Source organism: Micromonospora globosa, assembly GCF_000717585.1.
Taxonomy (GTDB): Bacteria; Actinomycetota; Actinomycetes; order Mycobacteriales; family Micromonosporaceae; genus Micromonospora; species Micromonospora aurantiaca.
This window is the reverse complement of sequence record NZ_JNZR01000033.1, coordinates 1-24,116: the sequence shown is the minus strand read 5'-3', so window position 1 is coordinate 24,116 and position 24,116 is coordinate 1. Positions and strand designations below refer to the sequence as shown.

The 24,116-nt window shown below is 71.9% G+C and carries 26 protein-coding genes; 18 read left to right on the top strand and 8 right to left on the bottom strand.

Translation table 11 applies throughout. The annotated features are described in order from the left end of the window. Window positions 1-27 precede the first annotated feature (27 nt). Window positions 28-879: an alpha/beta fold hydrolase gene (locus tag IF06_RS0125730; RefSeq protein WP_013473944.1), complete on the top strand. Its 852-nt coding sequence runs from the start codon at window positions 28-30 to the stop codon at window positions 877-879. A gap of 56 nt (window positions 880-935) precedes the next feature. On the opposite strand, the gene metG is transcribed toward IF06_RS0125730, so the two are convergent. Then, a complete protein-coding gene (metG, locus tag IF06_RS0125725; RefSeq protein ID WP_030274078.1) occupies window positions 936-2,738 on the bottom strand; it encodes a methionine--tRNA ligase in 1,803 nt (600 codons plus the stop codon). Window positions 2,739-2,865: 127 nt separating this feature from the next. Between metG and IF06_RS0125720 the strand changes: the two genes are divergently transcribed. Next, window positions 2,866-3,696, top strand: a complete 831-nt coding sequence (locus IF06_RS0125720) for a hypothetical protein (protein ID WP_232236769.1) — start codon at window positions 2,866-2,868, stop codon at window positions 3,694-3,696. A gap of 60 nt (window positions 3,697-3,756) precedes the next feature. Here IF06_RS0125720 and rsmI read toward each other — a convergent pair whose 3' ends face one another. Next, window positions 3,757-4,596, bottom strand: coding sequence for a 16S rRNA (cytidine(1402)-2'-O)-methyltransferase (gene rsmI, locus IF06_RS0125715; protein WP_030274076.1), 840 nt, complete (start codon window positions 4,594-4,596; stop codon window positions 3,757-3,759). A 92-nt stretch (window positions 4,597-4,688) separates the two neighbouring features. Here rsmI and IF06_RS0125710 point away from each other — a divergent pair, with 92 nt between their 5' ends. The 3 genes from IF06_RS0125710 to IF06_RS0125700 all read left to right on the top strand — a co-directional run bounded on the left by IF06_RS0125710 (window position 4,689) and on the right by IF06_RS0125700 (window position 8,731). Then, complete coding sequence (locus IF06_RS0125710; protein WP_013283940.1) at window positions 4,689-6,359, top strand: dolichyl-phosphate-mannose--protein mannosyltransferase; 1,671 nt, start codon at window positions 4,689-4,691, stop codon at window positions 6,357-6,359. Between the two features lie 306 nt (window positions 6,360-6,665). Then, entirely contained in the window at window positions 6,666-7,955 is a 1,290-nt protein-coding gene (locus IF06_RS0125705) for a VWA domain-containing protein (protein ID WP_013283939.1), read from the top strand. Between the two features lie 2 nt (window positions 7,956-7,957). Further along, window positions 7,958-8,731 carry a hypothetical protein gene (locus IF06_RS0125700; RefSeq protein WP_013283938.1) on the top strand — a complete coding sequence of 258 codons (774 nt, stop codon included), beginning with the start codon at window positions 7,958-7,960 and terminating at the stop codon, window positions 8,729-8,731. 52 nt (window positions 8,732-8,783) lie between these two features. Here the strand turns inward: IF06_RS0125700 and IF06_RS0125695 are convergent, their stop codons facing one another. After that, complete coding sequence (locus tag IF06_RS0125695) at window positions 8,784-9,059, bottom strand: hypothetical protein (RefSeq protein WP_013283937.1); 276 nt, start codon at window positions 9,057-9,059, stop codon at window positions 8,784-8,786. 126 nt (window positions 9,060-9,185) lie between these two features. Here IF06_RS0125695 and IF06_RS0125690 point away from each other — a divergent pair, with 126 nt between their 5' ends. From IF06_RS0125690 to IF06_RS0125670, 5 genes are all read left to right on the top strand, one after another. Next, window positions 9,186-9,842: a 4'-phosphopantetheinyl transferase family protein gene (locus IF06_RS0125690; RefSeq protein WP_030274071.1), complete on the top strand. Its 657-nt coding sequence runs from the start codon at window positions 9,186-9,188 to the stop codon at window positions 9,840-9,842. Window positions 9,843-9,917: 75 nt separating this feature from the next. Then, the gene (locus tag IF06_RS0125685) at window positions 9,918-10,958 is read left to right on the top strand and encodes a hypothetical protein (RefSeq protein ID WP_030274069.1); all 1,041 of its coding nucleotides are present in this window, start codon (window positions 9,918-9,920) and stop codon (window positions 10,956-10,958) included. 127 nt (window positions 10,959-11,085) lie between these two features. Continuing rightward, window positions 11,086-11,802 (top strand): hypothetical protein, encoded by a 717-nt coding sequence (locus tag IF06_RS0125680; RefSeq protein WP_030274067.1) that lies wholly within the window; start codon window positions 11,086-11,088, stop codon window positions 11,800-11,802. Window positions 11,803-11,913: 111 nt separating this feature from the next. Further along, window positions 11,914-12,105 (top strand): hypothetical protein, encoded by a 192-nt coding sequence (locus IF06_RS0125675; RefSeq protein WP_013283933.1) that lies wholly within the window; start codon window positions 11,914-11,916, stop codon window positions 12,103-12,105. A gap of 85 nt (window positions 12,106-12,190) precedes the next feature. After that, window positions 12,191-12,652, top strand: a complete 462-nt coding sequence (locus IF06_RS0125670; RefSeq protein ID WP_030274065.1) for a hypothetical protein — start codon at window positions 12,191-12,193, stop codon at window positions 12,650-12,652. 35 nt (window positions 12,653-12,687) lie between these two features. Here the strand turns inward: IF06_RS0125670 and IF06_RS0125665 are convergent, their stop codons facing one another. The 3 genes from IF06_RS0125665 to IF06_RS0125655 all read right to left on the bottom strand — a co-directional run bounded on the left by IF06_RS0125665 (window position 12,688) and on the right by IF06_RS0125655 (window position 16,924). Further along, window positions 12,688-13,551: an alpha/beta fold hydrolase gene (locus tag IF06_RS0125665; protein ID WP_030274063.1), complete on the bottom strand. Its 864-nt coding sequence runs from the start codon at window positions 13,549-13,551 to the stop codon at window positions 12,688-12,690. A gap of 110 nt (window positions 13,552-13,661) precedes the next feature. Beyond that, the gene (locus IF06_RS0125660; RefSeq protein WP_030274061.1) at window positions 13,662-15,782 is read right to left on the bottom strand and encodes a cellulase family glycosylhydrolase; all 2,121 of its coding nucleotides are present in this window, start codon (window positions 15,780-15,782) and stop codon (window positions 13,662-13,664) included. A 131-nt stretch (window positions 15,783-15,913) separates the two neighbouring features. Beyond that, entirely contained in the window at window positions 15,914-16,924 is a 1,011-nt protein-coding gene (locus IF06_RS0125655; RefSeq protein ID WP_030274059.1) for a saccharopine dehydrogenase family protein, read from the bottom strand. A gap of 94 nt (window positions 16,925-17,018) precedes the next feature. On the opposite strand from IF06_RS0125655, the gene IF06_RS0125650 reads away from it, so the two are divergent. From IF06_RS0125650 to rox, 3 genes are read left to right on the top strand one after another with little or no spacing between them, the layout of a single operon-like run. Then, on the top strand, window positions 17,019-17,957 hold the full coding sequence (locus IF06_RS0125650) for a helix-turn-helix domain-containing protein (protein WP_030274057.1): 939 nt from the start codon (window positions 17,019-17,021) through the stop codon (window positions 17,955-17,957). Between the two features lie 53 nt (window positions 17,958-18,010). After that, the gene (locus IF06_RS0125645) at window positions 18,011-18,190 is read left to right on the top strand and encodes a hypothetical protein (RefSeq protein WP_030274055.1); all 180 of its coding nucleotides are present in this window, start codon (window positions 18,011-18,013) and stop codon (window positions 18,188-18,190) included. Between the two features lie 20 nt (window positions 18,191-18,210). Beyond that, window positions 18,211-19,638 carry a rifampin monooxygenase gene (gene rox, locus IF06_RS0125640; protein ID WP_030274053.1) on the top strand — a complete coding sequence of 476 codons (1,428 nt, stop codon included), beginning with the start codon at window positions 18,211-18,213 and terminating at the stop codon, window positions 19,636-19,638. A gap of 25 nt (window positions 19,639-19,663) precedes the next feature. On the opposite strand, the gene IF06_RS0125635 is transcribed toward rox, so the two are convergent. Further along, on the bottom strand, window positions 19,664-20,422 hold the full coding sequence (locus IF06_RS0125635; RefSeq protein ID WP_030274051.1) for a hypothetical protein: 759 nt from the start codon (window positions 20,420-20,422) through the stop codon (window positions 19,664-19,666). 146 nt (window positions 20,423-20,568) lie between these two features. Here IF06_RS0125635 and IF06_RS0125630 point away from each other — a divergent pair, with 146 nt between their 5' ends. The 5 genes from IF06_RS0125630 (at window position 20,569) to IF06_RS0125610 (ending at window position 23,191) form a co-directional block, all read left to right on the top strand. Then, window positions 20,569-21,195, top strand: a complete 627-nt coding sequence (locus tag IF06_RS0125630) for a DUF1963 domain-containing protein (protein ID WP_030274049.1) — start codon at window positions 20,569-20,571, stop codon at window positions 21,193-21,195. A 27-nt stretch (window positions 21,196-21,222) separates the two neighbouring features. Further along, entirely contained in the window at window positions 21,223-21,570 is a 348-nt protein-coding gene (locus IF06_RS0125625; RefSeq protein ID WP_013473924.1) for an ArsR/SmtB family transcription factor, read from the top strand. Beyond that, on the top strand, window positions 21,567-22,046 hold the full coding sequence (locus IF06_RS0125620; RefSeq protein ID WP_030274045.1) for an SRPBCC family protein: 480 nt from the start codon (window positions 21,567-21,569) through the stop codon (window positions 22,044-22,046). The genes IF06_RS0125625 and IF06_RS0125620 overlap by 4 nt, the downstream gene beginning before the upstream one ends. A 78-nt stretch (window positions 22,047-22,124) precedes the next feature. Then, on the top strand, window positions 22,125-22,343 hold the full coding sequence (locus IF06_RS0125615; protein WP_013283921.1) for a hypothetical protein: 219 nt from the start codon (window positions 22,125-22,127) through the stop codon (window positions 22,341-22,343). Window positions 22,344-22,495: 152 nt separating this feature from the next. Next, on the top strand, window positions 22,496-23,191 hold the full coding sequence (locus IF06_RS0125610; RefSeq protein WP_013283920.1) for a 20S proteasome subunit A/B: 696 nt from the start codon (window positions 22,496-22,498) through the stop codon (window positions 23,189-23,191). Window positions 23,192-23,272: 81 nt separating this feature from the next. On the opposite strand, the gene IF06_RS0125605 is transcribed toward IF06_RS0125610, so the two are convergent. Next, window positions 23,273-23,998, bottom strand: a complete 726-nt coding sequence (locus IF06_RS0125605) for an RICIN domain-containing protein (protein ID WP_013283919.1) — start codon at window positions 23,996-23,998, stop codon at window positions 23,273-23,275. Window positions 23,999-24,116 lie beyond the last annotated feature (118 nt).

Sequence of the window (24,116 nt, the reverse complement as noted above, 5' to 3'; positions counted from 1 at the left end):
GAAACCCGCGCGAGGGGGAATCCCGACATGCCTTTCGTCACCGTCGGTACGGAGAACTCCGCACCCATCGACCTGTACTACGAGGATCACGGTTCCGGTCAGCCGATCGTGCTGATCCACGGTTTCCCGTTCAACGGGGCGACCTGGGAGAAGGTGAGCGGTCCGCTGCTGGACGCCGGATACCGGGTGATCACGTACGACAGGCGTGGATTCGGCAACTCCGCGCAGCCGGCCATGGGCTACGACTACGACACGTTCTCCGCCGACCTCGACGTGCTGATGACCGAACTGGACCTGCGGAACGCGATCCTGGTCGGGCACTCCATGGGCACCGGTGAGGTGACCCGCTATCTGGGCGCGTACGGGTCGGACCGGGTGGACCGGGCGGTCCTGATGGCCCCGTTGGCGCCGTACCTGCTCAAGGCGCCCGACGACCCGGAGGGCGTCGACAAGAGCATGTTCGACGGGTTCCAGAAGGCGATCATCCAGGACCGGTTCGCCTACCTGACCCAGTTCTGCGACGCGTTCTTCAACGCCAGCGAGAACCGGGGGACGCTGGTCAGCGACGAGGCGTACCACGCGCACTGGCAGATCGGCGCGCAGGCGTCGGCCAAGGGCACCCACGACTCGGTGGACGCCTGGCAGACCGACTTCCGCGGTGACCTGCCGAACATCAACGTGCCGGTGCTGATCATCCAGGGCGACAAGGACAACGTGCTGCCGTACCCGGTGACGGGCCAGCGGCTGGTGAACATGCTGTCCGACGCCAAGCTGGTCACGCTGAAGGGTGCGCCGCACGGCACGCCGTGGACCCATCCCACCGAGGTCAACAAGGCCATCATGGAGTTCATCGGCAAGCCGAGCATGGCCCGCGCCTGACCGGCGCGCACGACCGCGGCCCGGGGATCTCCCCGGGCCGCGGTTCGCGCGCGTGTTCAGCCGGCCAGGCGGGCCAGCTCCTCCTCGACGATGGACGGGTCGAGCTTGCGGAACACCGGCTTCGGCGCCGCGAGCGGCCGGCCCACTTCCAGGGGTACGGACTCCCAGCGCGCCCCGACCGTGTAGTCACCGGTCAGCACCGGGTACGACGGCCCGCCGTCGAGGTCGTCGACCTCCTCGATGACGGGCATCGGCGCGTGCACGCCGGTGCCGCCGAGCAGCTCGTGGATCTTCTGGGCGGAGTGCGGCAGGAACGGGGTGAGCAGCGTGTTGGCGTCGCTGACCACCTGGAGCGCGACGTGCAGGACGGTGCCCATGCGGGGCTTCTCGTCCTCGCCCTTGAGCTTCCAGGGCGCCTGCTCGGAGAGGTACTTGTTGGCCTCGGCGACGACCTTCATGGCCTCGCCGATGGCCTGCTTCTGCCGGTGCCGGGCGATCAGGTCGCCGACCACGCCGAAGCCGGCCTTCGCGATGTCCAGCAGCGCCTGGTCGGCCTCGGTGAGCCCGGCCGGGTCGACCGGCGGGATCGCGCCGAAGTTCTTCGCCGCCATCGACACGGACCGGTTGACCAGGTTGCCCCAGCCGGCGACCAGCTCGTCGTTGTTGCGGCGCAGGAACTCGGCCCAGGTGAAGTCGGTGTCGTTGCTCTCCGGGCCGGCCACCGCGATGAAGTACCGCAGCGCGTCGGCGTCGTAGCGCTCCAGGAAGTCCCGGACGTAGATGACCACCTTGCGGGAGGAGGAGAACTTCCGTCCCTCCATGGTCAGGTACTCGCTGGAGACGACCTCGGTGGGCAGGTTGAGCCGGCCCAGCTCGCCCGGTTCGCCGTCGCGGGCGCCCTCACCGGAGTAGCCGCCGAGCAGCGCCGGCCAGATCACCGAGTGGAAGACGATGTTGTCCTTGCCCATGAAGTAGTAGGAGCGGGCGTCCTTCCCCTCCCCGTCCGCCGACCACCACTTGCGCCAGGCCTCCGGGTCGCCGGTGCGCCGGGCCCACTCGATGGACGCGGACAGGTAGCCGATGACCGCGTCGAACCAGACGTAGATCCGCTTGTCCGGGCGGTCGCGCCAGTCGTCGAGCGGGATCGGCACGCCCCACTCCAGGTCGCGGGTGATGGCCCGGGGCTGGAGGTCGTCGAGCAGGTTGCGGGAGAACCGCAGTACGTTCGGGCGCCAGCCGTCGCGGGTGTCCAGCCACTGCCGCAGCGCGTCGGCCAGGGCGGGCAGGTCGAGGAAGAAGTGCTCGGTCTCGACGAACTCCGGGGTCTCCCCGTTGATCTTCGACTTGGGGTCGATCAGGTCGATCGGGTCGAGCTGGTTGCCGCAGTTGTCGCACTGGTCGCCGCGCGCGCTGTCGTAGCCGCAGATCGGGCAGGTGCCCTCGATGTAGCGGTCGGGCAGCGTCCGGCCGGTGGACGGGGAGATCGCCCCGGTGGTGACCTTCGGGACGATGTAGCCGTTGCGGTGCAGCCCGGTGAACAGCTCCTGCACCACCGCGTAGTGGTTGCGCGTGGTGGTGCGGGTGAACAGGTCGTACGACAGGCCCAGCGCCCGCAGGTCCTCGGCGATCACCCGGTTGTAGCGGTCGGCCAGCTCGCGCGGGGTGACCCCCTCGGCGTCGGCCTGCACCTGGATCGGGGTGCCGTGTTCGTCGGTGCCGGAGACCATGAGCACGTCGTGACCGGCCATCCGCATGTACCGGGAGAAGACGTCGGAGGGAACGCCGAATCCGGATACGTGGCCGATGTGGCGCGGGCCGTTGGCGTAGGGCCAGGCGACCGCGGCGAGAACGTGACTCATGAGCAGCAAGCCTAGTGATTGCCGTGGGCGTGCCGCGAACCAATGGGGTGCGCGCTCCGACCGTACGTCCGATTTGTCGCCGACACGCGGCGTGAGCTGCCCGACAAGCCAGACGTACCGGTGTGAAATGAACATCGTGACCAGCAGACCAGCGGCGCCCGAGCCGTCGGCGGCCGCCACGCGGCGGGCGGCGCGGCCCACGCCGCCCGGCGGGCCCGTCGCTCCCCAGCCACGGCTCGACCCGGCGGACCCGCCGGTGGAGGTGGAGCCGACCACCGGAGCGCCGGTGGACGCGGTGCCGAGCCGGGTGCCGGTACGCCAGCCGCGCTGGCAGCGCGAGGCCGCCCCGTCCGGCGGCTGGGCACCGATCGAGGAGGTGCACTGGGACGGCACGCCGCTGCGCGACGAGCCGCGCCCACGTCCGGGCCGCCCCTCGGCGCGACGGGAACGCGCCCGCCCGGCCGCGCCGCCGAGCCCGCCCGCCGGGCTGGCCGTGCTGCTGACGCTGAGCCTGCTCGCCGCGTTCTTCGCCTGGGTGAGCGCCGGGCCGTTCTGGCTGGCGGTGGGGCACTCGACCGGCGGCACCGTGATGATCACCGAGTGCGCGGGCGGCGGGCTCACCCAGCGCTGCCGGGGCATCTTCTCCGCCGACGGCGACCGGTTCCAGGCCCACGGGGTACGGGTCAGCGGCGTACCGGCCGGGCGCACCGACACCGGCAGCTCGCTGCGGGCGCGGATGACCGGGCCGGACGGGTCCACCGCCTACGCGGACACCGGGGTGGGACGGCACCTGCGCTGGCTGCTGGGGCTGGCCCTGGTGGCCGGCTGCGCCGCCGGGATCGCCAGGTGGACCGGGGCGACCCGGCTCGCGGACGAACGGCAGCGGCACTGGGCGGTCGGCCTGGCGCTGGCCGGGCCGGCGTTGATCACCGTCGGCTTCCTGGCCGCCGCCTGGTGAGGTGAGGCGTTAAGAGGGGGCCCTTCCTCTACCGCAGGCGTTAAGAAGGGGCCCTTCCTTTCAGCTGTGCACGACGGCGTACACCTCGCGCCGCCGCAGCCCGTACGCGGTGGCGACCTCGGTGATCGCGTCCCGGCGGGACAGCCCGGCCGCCTCGCGCTCGGCCACCGCGGCGCGCAGCGTCTCGTCGTCCGGCCGGACCGCGGGCGTGGCCGGTGCGCCCGCAACGACGAGCGTGATCTCGCCCCGCGGATCGCCCTCGGCGGCCCACTCGGCCAGTTCGCCGAGCGGCCGGCGGACGACCTCCTCGTAGGTCTTGGTCAACTCGCGGCAGAGCGCGGCGGGCCGGTCCCTGCCGAACGCCTCGGCCAGGTCGGCGAGCGCACCGGTGATGCGGTGCGGCGCCTCGAAGAACACCAGCGTGCGGTCCTCGGCGGCGAGCGCGCGCAGCCGGGAGCGGCGGGCGCCGGGGGTACGCGGCAGGAAGCCCTCGAAGCAGAACCTGTCGCAGGGCAGCCCGGACAGTGCCAGCGCGGTGGTGACCGCGCTCGGCCCGGGCGCGGCGGTGACCGGCACACCGGCGTCCAGTGCGGCCCGGACCAGCCGGTAGCCGGGGTCGGAGACGCTCGGCATGCCGCCGTCGGTGACCAGCGCGACCGTGTAGCCGGCGGCGAGCACCTCGGCCAGCTCGGGGGTACGCCGCTCCTCGTTGCCCTCGAAGTACGAGACGATCCGGCCGGGCACAGTCACGTCCAGGTCGCGGGCCAGCCGGGTGAGCCGCCGGGTGTCCTCGGCGGCGACCACGTCGGCGGCGGCCAGAACCTCGCGGAACCGGGCGGACGCGTCGGCCGGGTTGCCGAGCGGCGCGCCGAGCAACACGAGCCGCCCTACCTCGGACATTTCCCCCACGGCGTGCGCTCCCTCATCGACGGTCGTACCAATTTCGGAGACGAGAGACGCCACCGGGCACCCTCGCAGCCTACGATCGCCGGGTGACGAGTGCGTCGACAGCACAGAGCGCGAACCCGGACCCTTCCACCACCGACCGGGGCGACGGCGCCGGGCGCGGGCTTCCCGCCGCCGTGCGGCGCCGGCTCGCCACCGTCGATGATCGCATCGGTCGAGGTCAGGCGTGGCTGGCGACAGCGGTGGTGGTGGCCGTCGCGGCGATCCTGCGCTTCGTGGGGCTCAGCTTCCCGCCCGGGAAGATCTTCGACGAGACCTACTACGCCAAGGACGCGTACGGGCTGATCGACCGCGGCTTCGAGTGGAACTACAAGGACAACGGCCCCTCGTACGTGGTGCATCCACCGCTGGGCAAGTGGATGATCGGCATCGGCGAGTGGGCCTTCGGCTACCAGGACGCGGACAGCGGCGTCTCGGTGCCGGGCCACCTGATCACCACCTCGCCGGAGTTCGGCTGGCGGTTCGGAGCGGCGGTGGCGGGCACGCTGTCGGTGCTGCTGCTGGTCCGTATCGGGCGGCGGATGTTCCGCTCCACGGTGCTCGGCTGCGCGGCCGGCCTGCTGCTCGCGCTCGACGGCTACCACCTGGTGCTGTCCCGCACGGCCATCCTCGACATCTTCCTGCTGCTGTTCGTGCTCGCCGCGTTCGGCGCGCTGGTGCTCGACCGGGACGCCCGGAGGCGGCGCTGGGCGCGGGCGCTGGAGGGCGGGCTCGACCCGACGCAGCCGGGCCGGGCCGGCCGTCCGTCGTCGGGCTGGCGGGACTGGCCGTGGTGGCGGCTGGCAGCAGGTGTGCTGCTCGGCTGCGCCTGCTCGGTGAAGTGGAGCGCGCTCTACTTCGTACCGGCGTTCGCGTTGCTGGTGCTGCTCTGGGAGGTGGGCGTCCGCCGCTCGTCCGGGGTACGCCGGCCGTGGCGCGACGCCGTGCTCGACGAGCTGCCGTGGCTGCTCGCCGCGGGCGTGCTGATGCTCGTGACCTACGTGGCGACCTGGTCGGGCTGGCTGCTCGGCCAGGACGGCTACTACCGCCTGGCGGAGCGCTACCCGAACAACCCGGAGCTGAGCGACACCCCGATCATCGGCGCGCTGATCAACCTGTGGGAGTACCACAAAGCGGCGTACGGCTTCCACACCCAGCTCGACGACCCGCACAAGTACCAGTCCTGGCCCTGGCAGTGGCTGCTGCTCGGCCGCCCGGTGGCGTTCCACTGGTCCGGCGACGGCAGTTGCGGCGCACCGAGCTGCGCCTCGGAGGTGCTGCTGCTGGGTACGCCGCTGCTGTGGTGGTCGTTCCTGCCGGCGCTGGCCGCGACCGCCTGGCTCGGGCTGGCCCGGCGTGACTGGCGGGCGGGCGCGATCCTGCTCAGCGCCGCCGCCGGCCTGCTGCCCTGGTTCTGGTTCGCCCTCGACGGCCGGACGATGTTCTCCTTCTACGCCGCGCCGGCGGTGCCGTTCCTGGTGCTGGCGGTGGTCTACGTGCTCGGCGCGATCGCCACCCCGGCGCCGGTGTCGAACACGGCCGCGCCACCGGACCCGCAACAGGTCCACGACCGCCGGCTGGTGGGCGGGATCATCGCGGGCGCGTACGTGTTGCTCGTGGCGCTCTGTTTCGCCTACTTCTACCCGATCTTCGTGGGCCGGGTGCTGCCGTACGCGGACTGGTCGGCGCGGATGTGGCTGGACGGCCGCTGGATCTGACGCGGGGCGCCGGGCACTGCGCGGCGCCGGGGCACAAAGAAGCGCGCCCCGATCGCCTGCCACGGGGGAAGCGGGCGATTGGGGCGCGCAAGACAGAGCTTAACCACACTCCGGCAACGGCACAACGGGTGCGGGCCGGTCAGATTTCCGACGAGTGCACCACCGGCCGAAAGGTTTACATGGTGCAGCTAACGGTGGGTGGCCGAGCGCGACCGTGACGGCCCCGGCGGACGCCGGAGACGGGCCTCCGGCGGGCACCTCCGACCCGGATGATCTTCCAAAGTGGATCTCACTACACTTCGCCCGGTGATCAACAAGAGACGATCGACGGCCGTCCTCATCGGACTGCTGGCGGCGGCCGCGCTGATCGGGCCGAGCCCCGCCGGGGCCGACGACGAGACCACCGAGCCCGTCGCCGAACCACCCAAGGTCGAGCTGGTCCTCGACGTCAGCGGATCGATGCGGGCCCGCGACATCGACGGGCGCAGCCGGATCTCCGTCGCCCAGCAGGCGTTCAACGAGGTGGTCGACGCCCTGCCGGACGAGACACAGCTCGGCATCCGGGTGCTCGGCGCCACCTACCGGGGCAAGGACAAGAAGCAGGGCTGCCTGGACACCCAGCAGATCGTGCCCGTCGGCCCGGTGGACCGTACCCAGGCCAAGGCCGCCGTGGCCGGGCTGCGACCGACCGGTTTCACACCGGTCGGGCTGGCGCTGCGCTCCGCCGCGCAGGACCTGGGAACCGGCAGCACCGCCCGCCGGATCGTGCTGATCACCGACGGTGAGGACACCTGCGCGCCGCCCGACCCGTGCGAGGTGGCCCGCGAGCTGGCCGCCCAGGGCACCCGCCTGGTGGTCGACACGCTCGGCCTGGCGCCGGACGAGAAGGTACGCAAGCAGCTGCTCTGCATCGCCGGCGCGACCGGGGGCACCTACACCGCCGCGCAGAGCGCCGACGAGCTGACCGGCCGGATCAAGCAGCTCGTCGACCGCGCCCGGGACACGTACACCGCCGCTCCGGCTGTGGTCGGCGGCGGCACGGCGTGCGAGGGCGCGCCGCTGCTCGCCCCCGGCGTCTACAGCGACCGGGAGGCGTTCTCCGAGCACCGCTGGTACCGGGTGCCGGTGCGTCCCGGGCAGGAACTGCGCGCTTCGGTGAGCGTCGCGCTGGACCGGCCGGTCAACCCGGACTACGGCGTGCTGCTGCGCGCCACCGCGCCGGACGGGCGGGAACTGGTCCGGGGCGTCGACGCCGGCAGCGGGCGTACCGACGTGGTCTCCGCCGGGCTGCGCTGGTCGGCCGCCGAGGAGGAGGACGGGCCGAGCCCGGAGCCGAGCGCCGGCGCGGAGCAGCCCGTACGGACCGTCTGCCTGGTGGTCAGCAACTCGTTCGCGGCCAAGCCCGGCACCCAGGCCCGGCCCGGCATGCCGGTGGAGCTGACAGTCGACGTGGTGGCCGCCTCCCCCGCGCCGGACGGGCCGGATCTGGGCCGCGGCTGGGTGCTGCTGCTCCTGCTCGCGCTCGCCGGACTGCTCACCGGGCTGGTCGCCGGACTGCTCACCCGCTGGTGGGTGCACACGTGGAGGGTGAACTGAGCATGCGTACGCTGATCCGCTCCGCGGCGGCGATCACCGCCGCCGGACTCGCCCTCACCCCGGCGGCGGCCCTGGCCGCGCCCAGCCCGTCACCGGGTGCGACCACGGTGACCAAGGCGGGCACCTCGTTCCTCACCGCCACCACAGTCACCGCCGGCCAGCCGGTGCAGGTGGGCGCGTCGACCGGCGACCACCTGTACTGGTCGTTCCGCGCCGACGCCGGGCAGGTGCACGAGGTCACCGCCACCGTCACGTTCCCGAAGCCACGCAGCGGCGCGTCCACCTGGACCGTCGACGTCTTCGACGGGCTGCGCCGCCGGCAGGCGTGCACCGCTGGCGCGCAGACCCCGACCGCCGGCGCGTCGGCGACGAGCGTCGCGCTGGGCTGCACGCTGCGCCGGGTACGGCCGTGGGCCGAGCCCTGGTCGGGCGACCCGCTGCCCGGCACCTACTACATCCGGCTCTCCGTCACCGATCTGCCGGAACCCGACCTCGGCCTGCCGATCGACGTGGAGATGCTCGTCGGCGCGACCGACGAGGGCGGCGCGTCCGGCGACGACGGCGAACTGGCCGCGCCGCTGGTGCCGAACACCAGGGCCGGCACCGTGCTCAGCGCCGAGCCGACGCCCGAGCCGGTGGCCGACGAGGAGACCGACCTGACCGGGTGGCTCCCCGAGGCCGGATCGCGCTGGGTGTGGACCACAGTGGGCGGCGTGCTCGCCGCCGTGGCCGGCGTGGTCGGCTTCGGGCTCACCCGGCGGCCGCGCCGCCCCTGAGGACCGCAGCCGGTGGCCGCCGCGAACCCGACGCGGCGGCCACCGGACGCGCTCATGCCTCGGCGATACGCGGGCCGCGCGGCACCCAGCCGATGAACCGGTCCTGGAGCGCGGTGACCGGCACGGAGCGCAGATCCTGCGTCGCCGCGGCGAGGCAGGACCCGAGATAGACGCTCAACGACGCCCGGTCCACCTGGTACTCGCGCAGCAGATGATGACGTTTCGTGGCGCAGGGCCAGTCGTCACCGCACGAGCCGCAGGTCCAGTCGGGGGTCACCGGCACGTGCTCGCCGCCGGTACTTCCCGAAACCTCCGCGCCAGGCGTCATCGGCCGCTCCTTCCGAGTCAGGAATGGTGGTGATGGACCGGTTGCCTCCCCGCAACATTCCTTCAGCGCAGCGGCACGCCCAAGCGTTACGGTACGTTCACCGCGTGTCCCCGTCATCCACCTCTCGTGCGTGATCTGCTCCCGGCCGAGGTCGCCGTGGCGGTGGCCGACGCGGCCGACTGGGCCGGTGAGCTGCTCCCGGCCGAGCTGGCCGCCCTGGGTGAGCGCGCGGTACCCGGCCGACGCCGAGACTTCACCGCCGGGCGGGTCTGCGCCCGCCGGGCACTCGGCGCGCTCGGCCTGCCCGCCACGCCGGTACCGGCCGGCGCCGACCGGGCCCCGATCTGGCCGCCCGGCGTGGTCGGCGCCATCACCCACACCCGCGACTACTGCGCCGCGGCAGCCGCCCGCGCCACCGACGTACGCGCCGTCGGTATCGACGCCGAGCGCTACCGGCCGCTCTCCCCGGGGGTACGCCGGAAGGTGTGCCGCCCCGACGAGGAGGCGGACCTGGCCCGGCTGCCGCCCGGCACGCCCTGGCCGACCGTGTTGTTCAGCGCGAAGGAGACCGTCTACAAGGTCTGGCACCCGCTCGTCGGCACGTGGCTGGGCTTCGCCGACGCGCACGTCACGCTGGACCCGGAGGCGGGCACCTTCCACGCCGCCATCGCCCCGGCCCGGCTCGCCGCCGCACCGGTGCCCGATCCACCGTCAGCGGTGACCGGACGGTTCGCCGTGGACGACGACCTGGTCCGCACCGCGGCCGTCCTGCTTCGTCGATGAGGCACTGCCGGGCGGGTTGTGCCCGGCTTGTACCGTCGTTCCGACTGAAAATCCCGAAGGCGCCCAAGGAGTACGGTGAGCCACCCTCAGCCTCCGTCCGGGTCACCGGACCCGAACCAGCAGCCGCAGGAACCGCCGACGCAGGCGTTCCCCACCGCCCCGATGCCGCCGGTGCCGGGCAACCCGTACGCGCCACCGCCCGCTCCGACGTCGGGCTCGCCCTACCCGCCGCCCTCGGACGCGCCGCAGCCGCCCGTCTCGGGCGCGCCGTACCCGCCGCCGGGCAGCGAGTACCAGCCGCCGGGTGCCGCGTACCAGCCACCGGGCGGTGCGTACCCGCCGCCGGGGTCCGAGTACCAGCCGCCGGGTGCGGCGTACCCGCCCCCGGGCGGCGAGTACCAGCAGCCGGGTGGCTATCCGCCCCCGGGTGGTTACCCGCCGCCGGGTGGTGGCGCGTACCCGCCGCCGCCCGGAGCGCCCTTCGGACCGCCGGCGAAGAAGTCGAACAAGAACATCTGGATCACTGTCGGCATCATCGCGGTGATCCTGCTGCTGCTGTGCTGCGGTGGCGGCATCTTCGCCATCTACAGCGGCGCGAAGAAGACCCAGGAGGCGATCGACTCGCTGCCCACCCCGGGCGTCACCTACGGCCAGCCCACAGGTGACACCCCGACGGGCGCTCCCACCGGCACGCCGCAGCCGGGCAACACCGACGACAAGACGTTCAACATGCCGGCCGGCGACAAGCTGGTCGTCAACGACGACCGGGGCACCATCGAGATCACGGTCGGCAACTTCCGGACCAGGAACGCCGCCTGCAGCGAGGTCATGCCCGGCCCGAAGAACGGCATGTTCCTGATCGCCGACGTGACCGCCGAGATCACCAAGGGCACCGGCTCGATCAACCCGTTCTACTTCACCTGGGTCGCTGCGGACGGCACCGAGGAGAGCGGCATCGGCGGCGCCTTCTCGGGTTGCGGCAAGCTGATGACCTCGGGCAACAACCTGCCCGAGGGTTCCAAGCGCAGCGGCCAGCTCATCTTCGACGTGAAGGACCAGAACGGCGTCGTGGAATACAAGCACCGCTTCCGTTCCGCCGGGTCCTGGAAGCCCTGACCCGAACGAAACCCCGCACGGGGGCCGGTCCACTACGGACCGGCCCCCGTGTCCGTTCGGACGGCGCCAGGAGCCGAACGGACATTTCCATGTGCACGAGCCGGCCCTCGGTCGCCAGGCTCGGAGCATGGCTAACGAGACGACGATCCCGCTGCTGCCGTGCCGCTCCCTGGACGACGTGGCGCCCTTCTACCAGGCCCTCGGCTTCGAGATCACGTACCGGCAGGAGCGCCCGAACCCGTACCTGACACTGCGGCGGGAGGATCTCCATCTGCACTTCTTCGGGATGCCGCAGTTCGATCCCGCCGACTCGTACGGCTCCTGCCTGGTGGTGGTGGACGACCTGGTCGACATCCACCGGGCCTTCACCGACGGCCTGCGTGCCACGTACGGCAAGGTGCTCGTCTCCGGCGTGCCCCGGATGACCCGGCCCCGGCCCCGCCGCAACCAGGAGGGCCACTTCGGGTTCAGCATCGTCGACCCCGGCGGCAACTGGATCCGGTTCGTCGGCCGGAGCGATACCGCGGAGACCGACGACAGGGGCGGGCTGGCCCGTACGCTGCAGAACGCGGTGGTGCAGGCGGACTCTCGCGGCAATCCCCAGCAGGCCGCGCGGATCCTCGACGGCGCGCTTGCCCGCCCGGATGCCGCCGACGACCCGGCCGTCCAGGTGGAGGCGCTGGTCTACCGGGCGGAGCTGGCGCTGCAACTCGACGAGCCGGAGTCCGCGCGGGAGCTGGTGCGGCAGGCCCGCTCGATCCCGCTGGACGACGGATCGCGCTACGCGCTGGCCGACACGCTGCGGCACGCCGAGGACCTGATCACCGCCCTGCCGCCCGCATGACCGCACGGCGGGCGGGCGCCCGGCCGGTGGCGGCGGTTTGCCGGCCGGGTCAGCGGGGACGCGCCTCGGCAGGCGGCGAGGGCCGCCACGCGACGATCCGGGGAGGCGGCAATGAGCGTCGAGCGCGCGAAGAACGACCTGGAGGACCTGGCCGGTCCGGCCCGGGCGCGGCTCGGTGACCTGAACCAGGACGAACACGCCGAAGCGGACCGGGTACGCGAACAGGATGAGATCCGGGGCAAGCGCCCCGGCGAGCACATCCAGGCGGACGCCCGCGACGCCGACGACGACTTCTCCGCCTGACCCCGTCCTGCCGGAGATCCGAGGTCGGGCCGCGCCGCACGCGCGGCGGGCGTGCGCTGTCGGGGTTGGCTCCTATCCTGGGACGATGGTTCTCACCGACGTCACCGGGTCCTGGGCAGGCACCAACGGCTTCCGGCTGATGCCCGCCGATCCGCTCGCCGAGTCGCCGGCCGCGCTCACAGTCGCCACCGCGGCCGGCGGGCACCTGACCACCGTGTCGTACTCGTGGGAACATCCCGACGACGGCCCGCAGGACGGCCTGCTGGTGGTCGGCGCCGGCGACCGGCCGGGCTCGCTCGTCGCCTGGTGGGGCGACTCGTGGCACCAGCAGCCGACCCCGATGACGCTCACCGGCGCGGCGGGCGGGGCGGCGGTCGAGCTGACCGCCGAGTACGGCGGCGGCTGGGGGTGGCGGATCGTCCTCGACACCGCCGACCCGGTCACGCTGCGGCTGCGGATGGAGAACGTCGTCCCCGCGGACCAGGCCGGGCCCGGCACACCGGCCGGGCCCTACCCGGCGATGGTCACCGACGTGCGCCGGGCCTGACCGTCGCGGGCATCCGCGACGCGGCGACGCCGCGGTCAGGCGTCGAGGATCTCCCGCAGCCGGCGCGCGAACGCCTCCGGCTGCCCGGCGTGGCCCATCCCCTCGCCGAGGAACCCGCCGTGGTGGCTCGGGAAGACCGCGGCCTGTCCGCCGAGCAGCTCGGCGGTGGCCACCGACGTCCGCGCGGTGAGGGTGTCCGCCGACTCCTCGCCCACCGCCACCACGACCCGGGTAGGCGCGGCGCGCAGCGCGTCGGCGTCCGGCCGGAAGACGGTGACCGCCGCGGACCGGTCGGAGAGCAGCGGGTCGTCGCGGCTGCCGTCGTCCTCGGCCGGCATTCCGAACGCGGCGGGATCGGGCGCGGGCTGGGCGAAGTAGTCGTCGGTGAACTCGCCGCGCCACGACGTCATGACGATGAACGCCGCCATGCCGGCACCCCAGCCGTTCTTCCGGTACGCCTCCTGGCAGGCGGCCATGGCCCGTCCGGCCGCCTCGGCGTCGGGGAGCAGCGTGACCAGCGGCGGCTCGTGCGCCACGAGCGTGGTCACCACGTCCGGGTAGGCGGCCACCAGGGCGAGCGCGGTCACCGCGCCGCCGCTGCTGGCGAACATGTCGACCGGGCCCACGCCGAGGGCGTCGACGATGTCGCGGACGTCCCGGGCCTGCACCTCGGGCAGTGAGTCGTTCCGGCCGTCCTTGCGGACGCTCCGGCCGAGCCCGCGCGGGTCGTACGTGATGACTGTGCGGTCCGGGAAGTACGACGCGAGCGTGGTGAAGCCGTCGGCGCACATCGGCTGGCCGATCATGAACAAGGGGCGGTGCCCGGCCTCGGCCGCCTCGGGGGCGTGGACGTCGTAGACCAGGTCGACCTCGGGCGTCTGGAGAGTGAGCGTCTTCATGCCTCTGTCGACCGGCGCCGACCTCGGAAATCATCGGTCCGGCGGAAACTCGTGCCGGGCACGGCTCGCGGCGGTGTCGACGCCCACCGCCGCGAGCCGTGCCGTCGCGGTCAGCTCACCGTGCCGGTGACGGTGCTGCCGGACTTGGTCACGTAGTAGGTCAGCTTCGTGCCGCTCCAGAAGTGGAACGTCAGCGTGACCCGCTGGCCGTCGTTGACCTCGGCGAAGAACTCCGGCTTCAACGCGATCGTGTTGCCGGTGTAGTTCGGCGCGAACGTCACGTCGAACTCCTTGTACGAGGTCCAGTTGTGCGGCCCGGCGTTGCTGCCGTCGGCGTACTTCGCCTCCATCGTGGCCAGCTGGTCACCGCGGAACTGCGCCGGGAGCGTGAACGCCGCCGTGGTGCCCGTGGCGTTCGACAGCACCGGCGGGTCGTACGTGATGATGCTGATCCGCCACGGCACGCCCGCGGAGAAGCGGGCCTGGAGGTTGGCGTTCACCCCGTACGCGCGGGAGCCGACCAGCCGGGTCAGCGCCGACGCGGTGAGCGTCAGAGTGCTGCCGGAGACCGTGTAGTCGGTGCCGTTCACCAGGTCGGTGGTGCCCTGGCGCAGCCCCTGGAACGTGGTGCCGTTCAGGTTGAGCGTCAGGCTCTTGGCGGTGATCGTGCCGGTACGCGGCACGTACACCTGGTCGCTGGACGCGGTGCCGGAGCGGGTCGTCCAGCTCGACTTGATCTGCGCGAACAGCTCGGGGTCCTTCCACACGAACGACGTGCGGTCGAAGTGCTGGCCGTTGTCCCAGAGCTGGGTGGTCAGCTTGCGGCTACGCGCGTAGTGGCCGAGGAACTCGAAGAACTTGAGCTTCTCGCCCTGCTCGATGGTGCCGGTGTGGCGGTCGAAGCCGAGCAGCCCGTACTCGCCGATGATCACCGGGATGTTGCGGGTGACGAAGGCGTTGTAGACCCGGTCGAACTGGTCGGTCAGGTCCTGCTGGACCGTCGCGTCGAACCGGGTGCCGCCGGCGACGTTCACGCTGAACGGCCAGTACCCGTAGAAGTGCACGGTGGCGATCAGGTTCGGGTCGTTGAGCGTGTTGAACGTGCTGACCAGCTCGTTCACCCGGGCCTGCTCGGCGGAGGTGTGCAGGGTCGGCAGGACCAGCAGCCGGGTGGCGTTGCCCCCGCCGGACTGACGGACGATGCGGTGGAACGAGGTGTTCAGCTCGTTGAGGAGCGTGGCGTTCTGCGCGTCGCCGGAGCTTCCGGTGAACTGCGGCTCGTTGACGCTCTCGAAGGTCAGCTTCGGCGAGGAGTCCTTGAACGCGGCGGCGATCTGGGTCCAGAGCGCGTTGTAGCGGTTCAGCACGCCTGTGCGGTCGGTGGGCATCGTGTTGATCCACTGCCACGAGTCGTGGTGGATGTTGAGCACCACGTAGAAGCCGTCGGCGAGCGCCCAGCCGACCACCTCGCGTACCCGGTTCAGCCAGGCCGCGTCGATCGTGTAGTTCGGCGCGGCGCCGTGGTGGTTGCTCCAGGTCACCGGGATGCGGATGCTGTTGAAGCCCTGCGCCCGGACGTTGTCGAGCAGCGCCTCGGTGACCCGCGGGTTGCCCCACGCGGTCTCGTCCGCGCCGACCGCGTCGAAGGAGTTGCCGAGGTTCCAGCCGGGCTGCATGGCGGCGACGGCGGCCATGGCGTTGCCTGCGGGCGGCGGGGTCGTGGGCGGTGGCGTGGTGGGCGGCGGGGTGGTCGGGGGCGGAGTGGTCGGCGGTGGCGTGGTGGTCGGCGGCGGGGTGGTCCCGCCGACGCCGCCGGTGCAGGCCACACCGTTGAGGGAGAACGCGGTGGGCGCGGTGTTCGCGCCGGACCAGGAGCCGTTGAAGCCGAACGAGACGCTGCCGTTGGTGGCGATGGAGCCGTTGTAGCCGACGTTCGTCGCGGTGACGTCGGCGCCGGAGGAGGTGACTGTGGCGCTCCAGGCCTGGGTGACCCGCTGGCCGGACGGGAACGTCCAGCGCAGGTTCCAGCCGTTGATCGGGTCACCGAGGTTGGTCACGTCGACGTTCGCGGTGAAGCCGCCGGGCCACTGGCTGGCGGTCGTGTAGGTGACGCGGCAGCCGGCCGCCGCCTGGGCGTTCGTCGCCATCACGGCGGTGCCTGTCACGAGTGCCGCGGCGGTCGCGGCGACCAGGCCGACCCGCAATCGGGCGGTACGGGGAGAGCGGAACATGGTGGTTCCTTCGTGGTGGGGTGGGGCGCGTGGACGGGGAAGGCGGGGCGCGCACCCGCCCAGCGCGAGAGTAAGTTTGGATTCCAAACATTGTCAATCGGTAGCCGTGGATGCAGGAGGCCGACGGGGCATCAGGCGGCCGACGGCGTCTCGACGGTGAGGTGCGCCGACAGCGCGCCCAGGAAGTCCGGCGCGTCGAAGATCCGGCCGGCCGACGCGACACCGGTCGCCCGCGTCTGCCCGGTCAGGATCCGGTGGACCGCCTCGACCGCCAGCGGCGCGCTGATCGCGTAGATGTCCTGCCCGTGGGCCACCACCCGCCGGCGGACGTCGCCCGAACGCACCACCACGTCGACGGTGAACGTCTGCGCGGACCGGCCACGCTCGTCCACAGCGGCCGGTGCCTCCCCGGCGGCCAGATCCCCTGCCGCGTTCGCGGTCATGTACGTGCACACCTCCGGGATGTCCAGGTGGCTCGGCACCGTCACCACGTCGGCCATGGTGAACTCGCCGAGCACCGGCCGGACACCGAGCGGCGCCGGGAACTCCCAGTCCCGCCGGGGCAGGTCGCCGTCGGCGTACACCAGGCGCCCGTCGGTGAAGCGGACCCGCCGGCCGTCGCGGCGCTCGCGCGAGACGACGCCGGAGGCGACCGTCCCGGCCGTCGGGTGCCAGCTGCTCAGCCCGTACGAGACGTGCGCCTCGTCGGCCGCCGCCCAGTCCCCCATCGCGACGGTGACCAGCAGGTCGCCGAGCCCGCCGAAGAACGCCATGGCGGGCACCACCGCGACTCCGGCGGCCTCGGCACGCTCGGCGTAGTGCGCGAACGTGTCCCGGTTCGCCTCGATCTCGGCCGCCACGTCGACGTAGGGGATCCCGGCCCGCAACGCGGCCTCGATCAGCGGGCCGGCGGTCGAGGCGAACGGCCCGGCGCAGTTGACCACGGCCGCCGCCCCGGCCAGCGCCCGGTCCAGCGAGGCCGGATCGTCCACCGACGCCACCCGCTGCTCCACCCCCGGGAACGCGGCCGACAGCCTCCCGCCGTCACGTCCCACCGGCAGCGGCTCGTACCCCCGCTCCCGCAGCTCCGCCACCACGAACCGTCCGGTGTGCCCGTACGCCCCGAACACCGCCACCTGCATGACATTCCCCCTCGAAGATCGACTGGAATGATCCTCGCCGGAATTCGAGAGCCGGGACAGTGGCGCAAACGCCAATGCCCGTACAGTTTCGGACATGACCCTGATAGCGCTCGCCGCCACCGACGGGATGCTGCACTTCGAGCTGGCGGCGGCCTGCGAGATCTTCGTGCGCGACCCGACCGGCCTGGCCGACCCCTGGTACGACCTGGTGGTCTGCGGTCCCGGCCCGGTCGGCGTCGGCCGGTTCGCGGTCACGCCCGACCACGGGCTGGACCACCTGGCCCGCGCCCACACGGTGATCGTCCCGGCGATCGAGGACACCGACGCCGAGCCGCCGTCCGACCTGGTCGACGCGGTCCGCGCCGCGCACGAGGCGGGCGCCCGGATGGTCTCGTTCTGCACCGGCGCGTTCGTCCTCGCCGCCGCCGGCATCCTCGACGGGCTGCGCGCCACCACCCACTGGGCGCACACCGACGCGCTCGCCGCCCGCTACCCACGCGTCCAGGTCGACCCGGACGTGCTCTACGTGGACAACGGTGACGTGCTCGCCTCCGCCGGCAAGGCCGCCGCGATCGACCTGTGCCTGCACCTGATCCGCCGCGACCACGGCTCCACAGTCGCCAACGCCGTCGCCCGCCGCCTGGTGGTGCCGCCGCACCGCGCGGGCGGCCAGGCCCAGTACGTCACCACACCGGTCCCGGCCCGCGAGGACCACCCGCTCGCCGCGCTGCTCCCCTGGGCGATGGCACGGCTGGACCGCCCGCTGACGGTCGCCGACCTCGCCCGCCAGGCCACCATGAGCACCCGCAACCTGGTCCGGCACTTCACCGCCGCGACCGGCGCCACGCCGTCGCAGTGGCTGGCCACGCAGCGCATCCGGCGGGCGCAGGAGTTGCTGGAGAACACCGACGACGGCATCGACGCCGTCGCCGAGGCATCCGGCATGGGTACGGCGACGACGCTGCGCCGCCACTTCCAGCGCACCGTCGGCGTACCCCCGGACACCTACCGCCGGACGTTCCGCCGCGGCTGACCGGGGTTGCCCGGCGGTTGTAGCGCCGGCCACCCGACCACCGGGAGCAGACCATGGCTGAGCAGGTACGGGTGCCCGACGACGGCGCCGGCGGCAGCGAGTTCATCGAGGCCCGCGCGTTCCGGCACGGCGGCTATGGTCGATTCGACCACCAGCCGATCGTTGCTGCGCTCGTGGCACGCATCCGCGCCCTCTCCGGCGGCTTCGTGCCGCCGAAGGGGACGGTCGCCTGACACTCGGCACGGGGGAAGATGTGTTCGACGTGATCGTGGTCGGCGGTGGGCCGACCGGCATGATGCTGGCGAGCGAGTTGCGCCTTCAGGGCGTCGGCGTGCTCGTCCTGGAACGCGACGCCGAGCCGCCGCCGTACGTGCGCTCGCTCGGCCTGCACGTCCGCAGCATCGAGGTGATGGACCAGCGCGGGCTGCTGGAGCGGTTCCTCGAACACGGCGGCACCCATCCGATCCGGGGGTTCTTCGCCAGCATCGACAAACCCGCGCCCGCCGACCTGGACACCGCACACCCGTACGTCCTCGGCATCCCGCAGACGCTCACCGACCGGCTGCTCGCCGACCACGCCGCCGAGGTCGGCGCTGAGATCCGGCGCGGCAGTGCGGTGACCGGGCTGGAGCAGGACGACGACGGCGTGACAGTCCACCTCGACGACGAGAGCGCGTCACCGCTGCGGGCGCGGTTCGCCGTCGGCTGCGACGGCGGGCGCAGCACCGTCCGCAAGCTGCTCGGCGTCGGCTTTCCCGGCGAGCCGTCGACGATCGACACGCTGCTCGGCGAGATGGAGGTGACCGCGTCCGCGGACGAGATCACCGCGATCATGACCGAGGTACGCCGCACCGAGAAGCGGTTCGGACTCGGGCCGTCCGGCAGGCCCGGCGTGTTCCGGGTGGTCGTACCGGCGGCCGACGTGGCCTCGACACCGCCGACGCTCGACGACGTCAAGCGGCAACTTCACGCGTACGCGGGCACCGACTTCGGCGTGCACTCCCCCCGCTGGCTGTCGAGGTTCGGCGACGCGACCCGCCTGGCCGAGCACTACCGGGTCGGGCGGGTGTTCCTGGCCGGCGACGCCGCGCACATCCATCCGCCGCTGGGCGGGCAGGGGCTCAACCTGGGCATCCAGGACGCGTTCAACCTGGGCTGGAAGCTGGCGGCGACGGTGAACGGCTGGGCGCCGGACGGCCTGCTGGACACCTACGAGACCGAGCGACGCCCGGTCGCCGCCGACGTGCTGACGAACACCCGCGCGCAGATGCTGCTGACCACGAACGAGCCCGGACCGCAGGCCGTGCGTCAGATGCTGGCGCAGCTCATGGACTTCGACGAGGTCAACCGCTTCCTGATCGAGAAGGTCACAGCGATCAGCGTCCGGTACGACGTCGGCGAGGGGCATGCGCTGCTCGGGCGGCGGCTGCGCGACGTACCGCTGCGGGAGGGACGCCTGTACGAGCTGATGCGTACCGGCGGCGGGTTGTTGCTGGACGGGACCGGGAAGCTGTCGGTGGACGGCTGGGCCGACCGGGTCGGGCACGTCGCCGGCACCGGCGACGAGCTGGACGTGCCGGCGGTGTTGCTGCGGCCGGACGGGCACGTGGCCTGGGTGGGTGACGATCAGCAGACGCTGGAGGATGCGCTGACCAGGTGGTTGGGTGGCGCGACGAGGTGAGCTGCCGCCGACCGCCCGAGGGCGTTCAGGGTCCGGTCGTCTGGTAGCTGCGGAGCGCGGCTTCGGCGAGTCGGGGGAGGTGATCGTCGCCGCCGGGCTCGTTGCCCTGCTCATGAACGACCACCAGGGTGGTGCCGATCCGGACGAGGATGCTGTCCCATGCCAGGGTGATCGATCCGGAAGTCGTGCTGGAGTCGACGCGCATGCTCTCGTCGCCCAGTCGCGGCCCCGGTACCACCGCGAAACGGTAGCTGCCTCCGTCCTGGCCCGGTGACGCGACGGCAGGGCATCGACCGATGAACGTCCGCAGGTCCGCCATCGCCTCTCGGGCGCCGTCGTCGGCGTACGTCCTGAGCACTTCGCTTGCCACCCACGGGTAATCGGAGCCCTCGCCAGAGCTGACGGTGGCGGCGGCCATCGCCGACGGAGCACCGGTCAGCCGGTTGGCCGACAACAGCGGAATCATGTCCGCACAGGGCACCTCGGGGCCGGGGCGCTGCCGGCCCGCATCCGGAGCCATGACCGTCGCGATGTCCACAGTGAAACCTCGTGGTAGCGCGTCCGTGGTCACCAGCCGCGCCGACAGTGCCGCGGAGTAGCCGGCGCCGCCGGTCGCCGGAATCGCGGACGCTTTCCCGGTGGTGGGCGTGCCGGTCGCCTGGGCCGTGGAGGGGGCAGCTTCGCCCGCCGAACGATCCGCTGGATCAGCAGTCGAGGGTCCGCACGCAGCCACCAGGCAGACCGCGCCCGCCGCGCCCAGCCTCCGCAGCACCATCCTGAGCACCGGGCAGACTCCATCTGTCGTACGGACGCGTCAGGCTACCAACGGACGTGACTCCGATCGGCCGCCCGGCTGCGGGCCGGGTGCCGGACGGACCCGGGCACATCTGAGCGCTGCGAGAGATCGTCAACTCCCCTACGCTGCGCCGCGTGACGATTCTGATGATCTACAACGGTGACACGGCGCCAGATGCGCCCGGCACGCGTACCGGCGGTGTTCCGCTCGTGCCTGCGGGCTTCGACTGGCCGGTGTGCGACGAGTGCGACGGACCGATGCAGTTCCTGGCCCAGGTCCGGCTCGACGACATCGACGCGGACGACGCCGCGCTCTTGTCGATCTTCATGTGCCAGAACGATCCGGGCCTGTGCGACGAGTGGGATGCGACAGCCGGCGGCAACCGCGCGTTCGTCTTCCCTTCCGGGGCGCTGGCTCCGTCTGCCGTGCCCCCGGGCGACACCGTCCTGGCGGCCGAGACGTCCGCCGTCACGTACGTGCCGATGCACGACTCCGACGGCTACGACGAGGCGCGCGAGCGCTGGCGCGGTGAGTCCGGCCGACCGCTGCGAGACGTCCTCGGGCAACTCGGCGGACTGCCGGCGTGGCTCCAGTTCGACCAGACGCCCACCTGTCCCGCCTGCGCCCTGCCCATGTCGTTCGTCGTCCAGTTCGAGGAAGGCCACGATCACCGCACCGGCTTCAACTTCGGTGGCGGTGGCTGCGGGTACGGATTCCGCTGCCGGCCGTGCTCGACGGCGGCGTTCCTGTGGCAGCAGTGACCTGCTTTTCAGGCTTGACGAACGCCAATGGTAAGTCGTAGCTTACCGTTCGTGGGAACTTACCGAACCGAGGACGGATGGGACGCCCTGGGCGACCCGACTCGGCGGGCGATCATCGCGTGTCTCGCGGAGCAGCCGCGGGCGGTCGGCGAGCTGGCCGCGGTGCTGCCGGTCAGCCGGCCGGCGGTGTCGCAGCATCTGCGGGTGCTGAAGGACGCCGGCCTCGTGACGGACCGCACGGCGGGCACAAAGCGTGTCTACCGGCTCAATCCCGCCGGCGTGGCCGCCTTACGAGATCAGCTCGACACCTACTGGAGCCGCGCGTTGGACGGCTTCAAGGACGTCGCCGAGCGCCCTGACGAGGAGGAATCATGAGTGGCACGGATGCGGTGGTACAGCGGCAGATCGTGGTCGACGCGCCGGTGGAGCGCGCCTTCGCGGTATTCACGGAGCGGTTCGGCGACTTCAAGCCGAAGGAGCACAACCTGCTGTCGTCGCCGATCGCGGAGACGGTGTTCGAGCCGAAGGTCGGTGGGCACATCTTCGACCGCGCCGAGGACGGCAGTGAGTGCGCCTGGGCGCGAATCCTCGTCTTCGAGCCGCCGGACCGGCTCGTCTTCAGCTGGGACATCAGCCCGGCATGGCAGCTCGAACAGGATCTGGACAACGCCAGCGAGGTCGAGGTCCGGTTCGTCGCCGAGACACCGCAGCGCACCCGGGTCGAGTTGGAGCACCGCAACCTGGACCGGCACGGTCCGGGTTGGGAGTCGGTTCGTGACGGCGTCGGCCACGACGAGGGCTGGCCGCTGTACCTGGACCGCTACGCCGGACTGTTCACCGAGGCCGGATAGCACGTGCCCTGGCAACCGCCGGCACGATCATTCACGAGGCTCGAAAGGCTCGGAGAGAGGCACTGGCAGACTGCCGTCGTGCCGTCCGAACCGCCGTCGTGGACAATCAAGCACTTCTCGCAGGCCAACCCGGCGGGACCGGGTCAGGACAGCGTCCCGGCCTTGCTACGCCGCATCGCCGACAGCATCGAGCAACGGCCTGGTATCGAGGTCCAGGACGTCGTCATTCAAAGCGAGATCACTGCCGACGGTGACTGGTGGTCGGCCACCGTCTACTTCCACGAGCCGTCGCCGTAACGCATCCGGCCGGCCGCTCGACCGCGTCGCCGCCGACGGGCGGCAGCCTTCCCGTAGTCCGGCCACGAGTGGGCCAACACTCGTCGGGGTGTAGGCAGGCGGGATGGCGGGTACGTCGCGCCCTACCCCTTACCCCTGCTCAGGAGGACGCTATGACCGTCGTACTCGCCGTTGTCTGCAAAGACGGGGTGGTGATCGGCGCCGACTCCCAGATCACCGAGAGCGACCGCGGTCTGAGCTTCCCCGCCCAGAAGCTGCACCCGCTGGGCGACTGCGCCGCCTGGGGCGGCAGCGGTGCGCGGGGGGTACTCAACGACCTGCGCCCCCTCCTCCAGGACTCGGCCACCGCCATCCTCGAAGCACCCGACATCGGCGACGAGTTGCAGGAGCGCGTCCTGCCCGTCTTCAAGAAGCACTACGAGAACTACATCCCGGACGTACCAGGCGAGGGCGCCGGCGGCGGGGTGTCGGCGTACCTGCTCGCGGCCGGCTTCAGCCAGGGCGGCCCGTGGATCGTGGAGATCAACCCCAACGGGCTGATCGGCCGCTACGAGGACGTGGGCTTCCACGCCATCGGCTCCGGCGCGCCCATGGCCCAGCAGGCCGGCGCGCTGCTGTCCCACTTCCGGATGACCACGCGCACCGTCGAGTACGGCGTGGTGGGCGTGGTACGGGTGCTGGAGGCGCTGGAGCGGACCTCGCCGTCGGTCGGCGGGCCGTTCAGCGTCGCGTGCATCCGCGAGGAGGGCGCCCACCACCTCGACGAGAAGGAGATCGCCAAGGCGCTGAAGGACGCCGAGCGCTGGCGCGATCTCGAACAGAAGGCGCTCGACGGCCTGTTCGACTGACGCCGGGGCGTGCGAGCAAACCGTCATCCGCGCGGAGGAGCCCGGACAACAGTCCGGGCTCCTCCGGTCAATGCGGTGTCGTCAGGCAGGGATCGCGGTGAGGTACCAGAGCTGCCCGGTCACGTTCTGGCACTTGTCGGTGAACGCCGCACCCTTCAGGACGGACGTCGGCGCGAATCGGTTACCTTCCAGGCATTCGCCTTCCTTCTCCCGGAACTTTGTCTGCAGCCGGAAGAGGTTGTCTCCGGCCTTGACCAGCTTCCACTGCTGTCCGGTGACCTCGCGGCACGTGTCCAGGAACGCGGCGCCGCCGAGGACCTTCCCGGCGATCTGGTTGCCTTCGAGGCACTTCTGCTCGCCGAGGAACTTCGTCCGCAGCGTGTAGTAGCCGTCGGGGCGCTTGGTGAGACTCCAGGCCTGCCCGTCAACGTCCTTGCAGGTGTTCTGGAAGGCGGCGCCGGCGAGGGTTGAGTTGCCGTCGACGCGGTTGCCTTCCAGGCACTCGTTCTCACCGCGGAACACGGTCTTGAGCTTGTAGTATCCCCCCGCCGAGGCTGGGGCCTGGGCCGCCGGCTGCGCCGCGACATCCACCGTCTTCACGGCAGCGGCGTCTGAACCGTCCACCGGCTTCTCGTTGATGGACGTGTCGACCGCCACCGCGGGCGCGGACGCGGCGGCGGATGCAGAGGCGGATGCCACGCTCGTCGGCGTGGCCGACTCGGACGCAGACGGGCTTGACTCACTGGCCTGCTCGCATCCCGCCGCGGCCATGGCCAGAACCGCCAAGACCACCACAGACTTTCGCATGTTTTTCACTGTCGTTCCCATGAGCCATTTTCATCGTGACGGCGCAGGTCACGGGCGGTGTGGGAGGCCGGTGTCCAGGTAGGACGAGGCTCCCGGTAAGACAGCAATCGACCAAGAT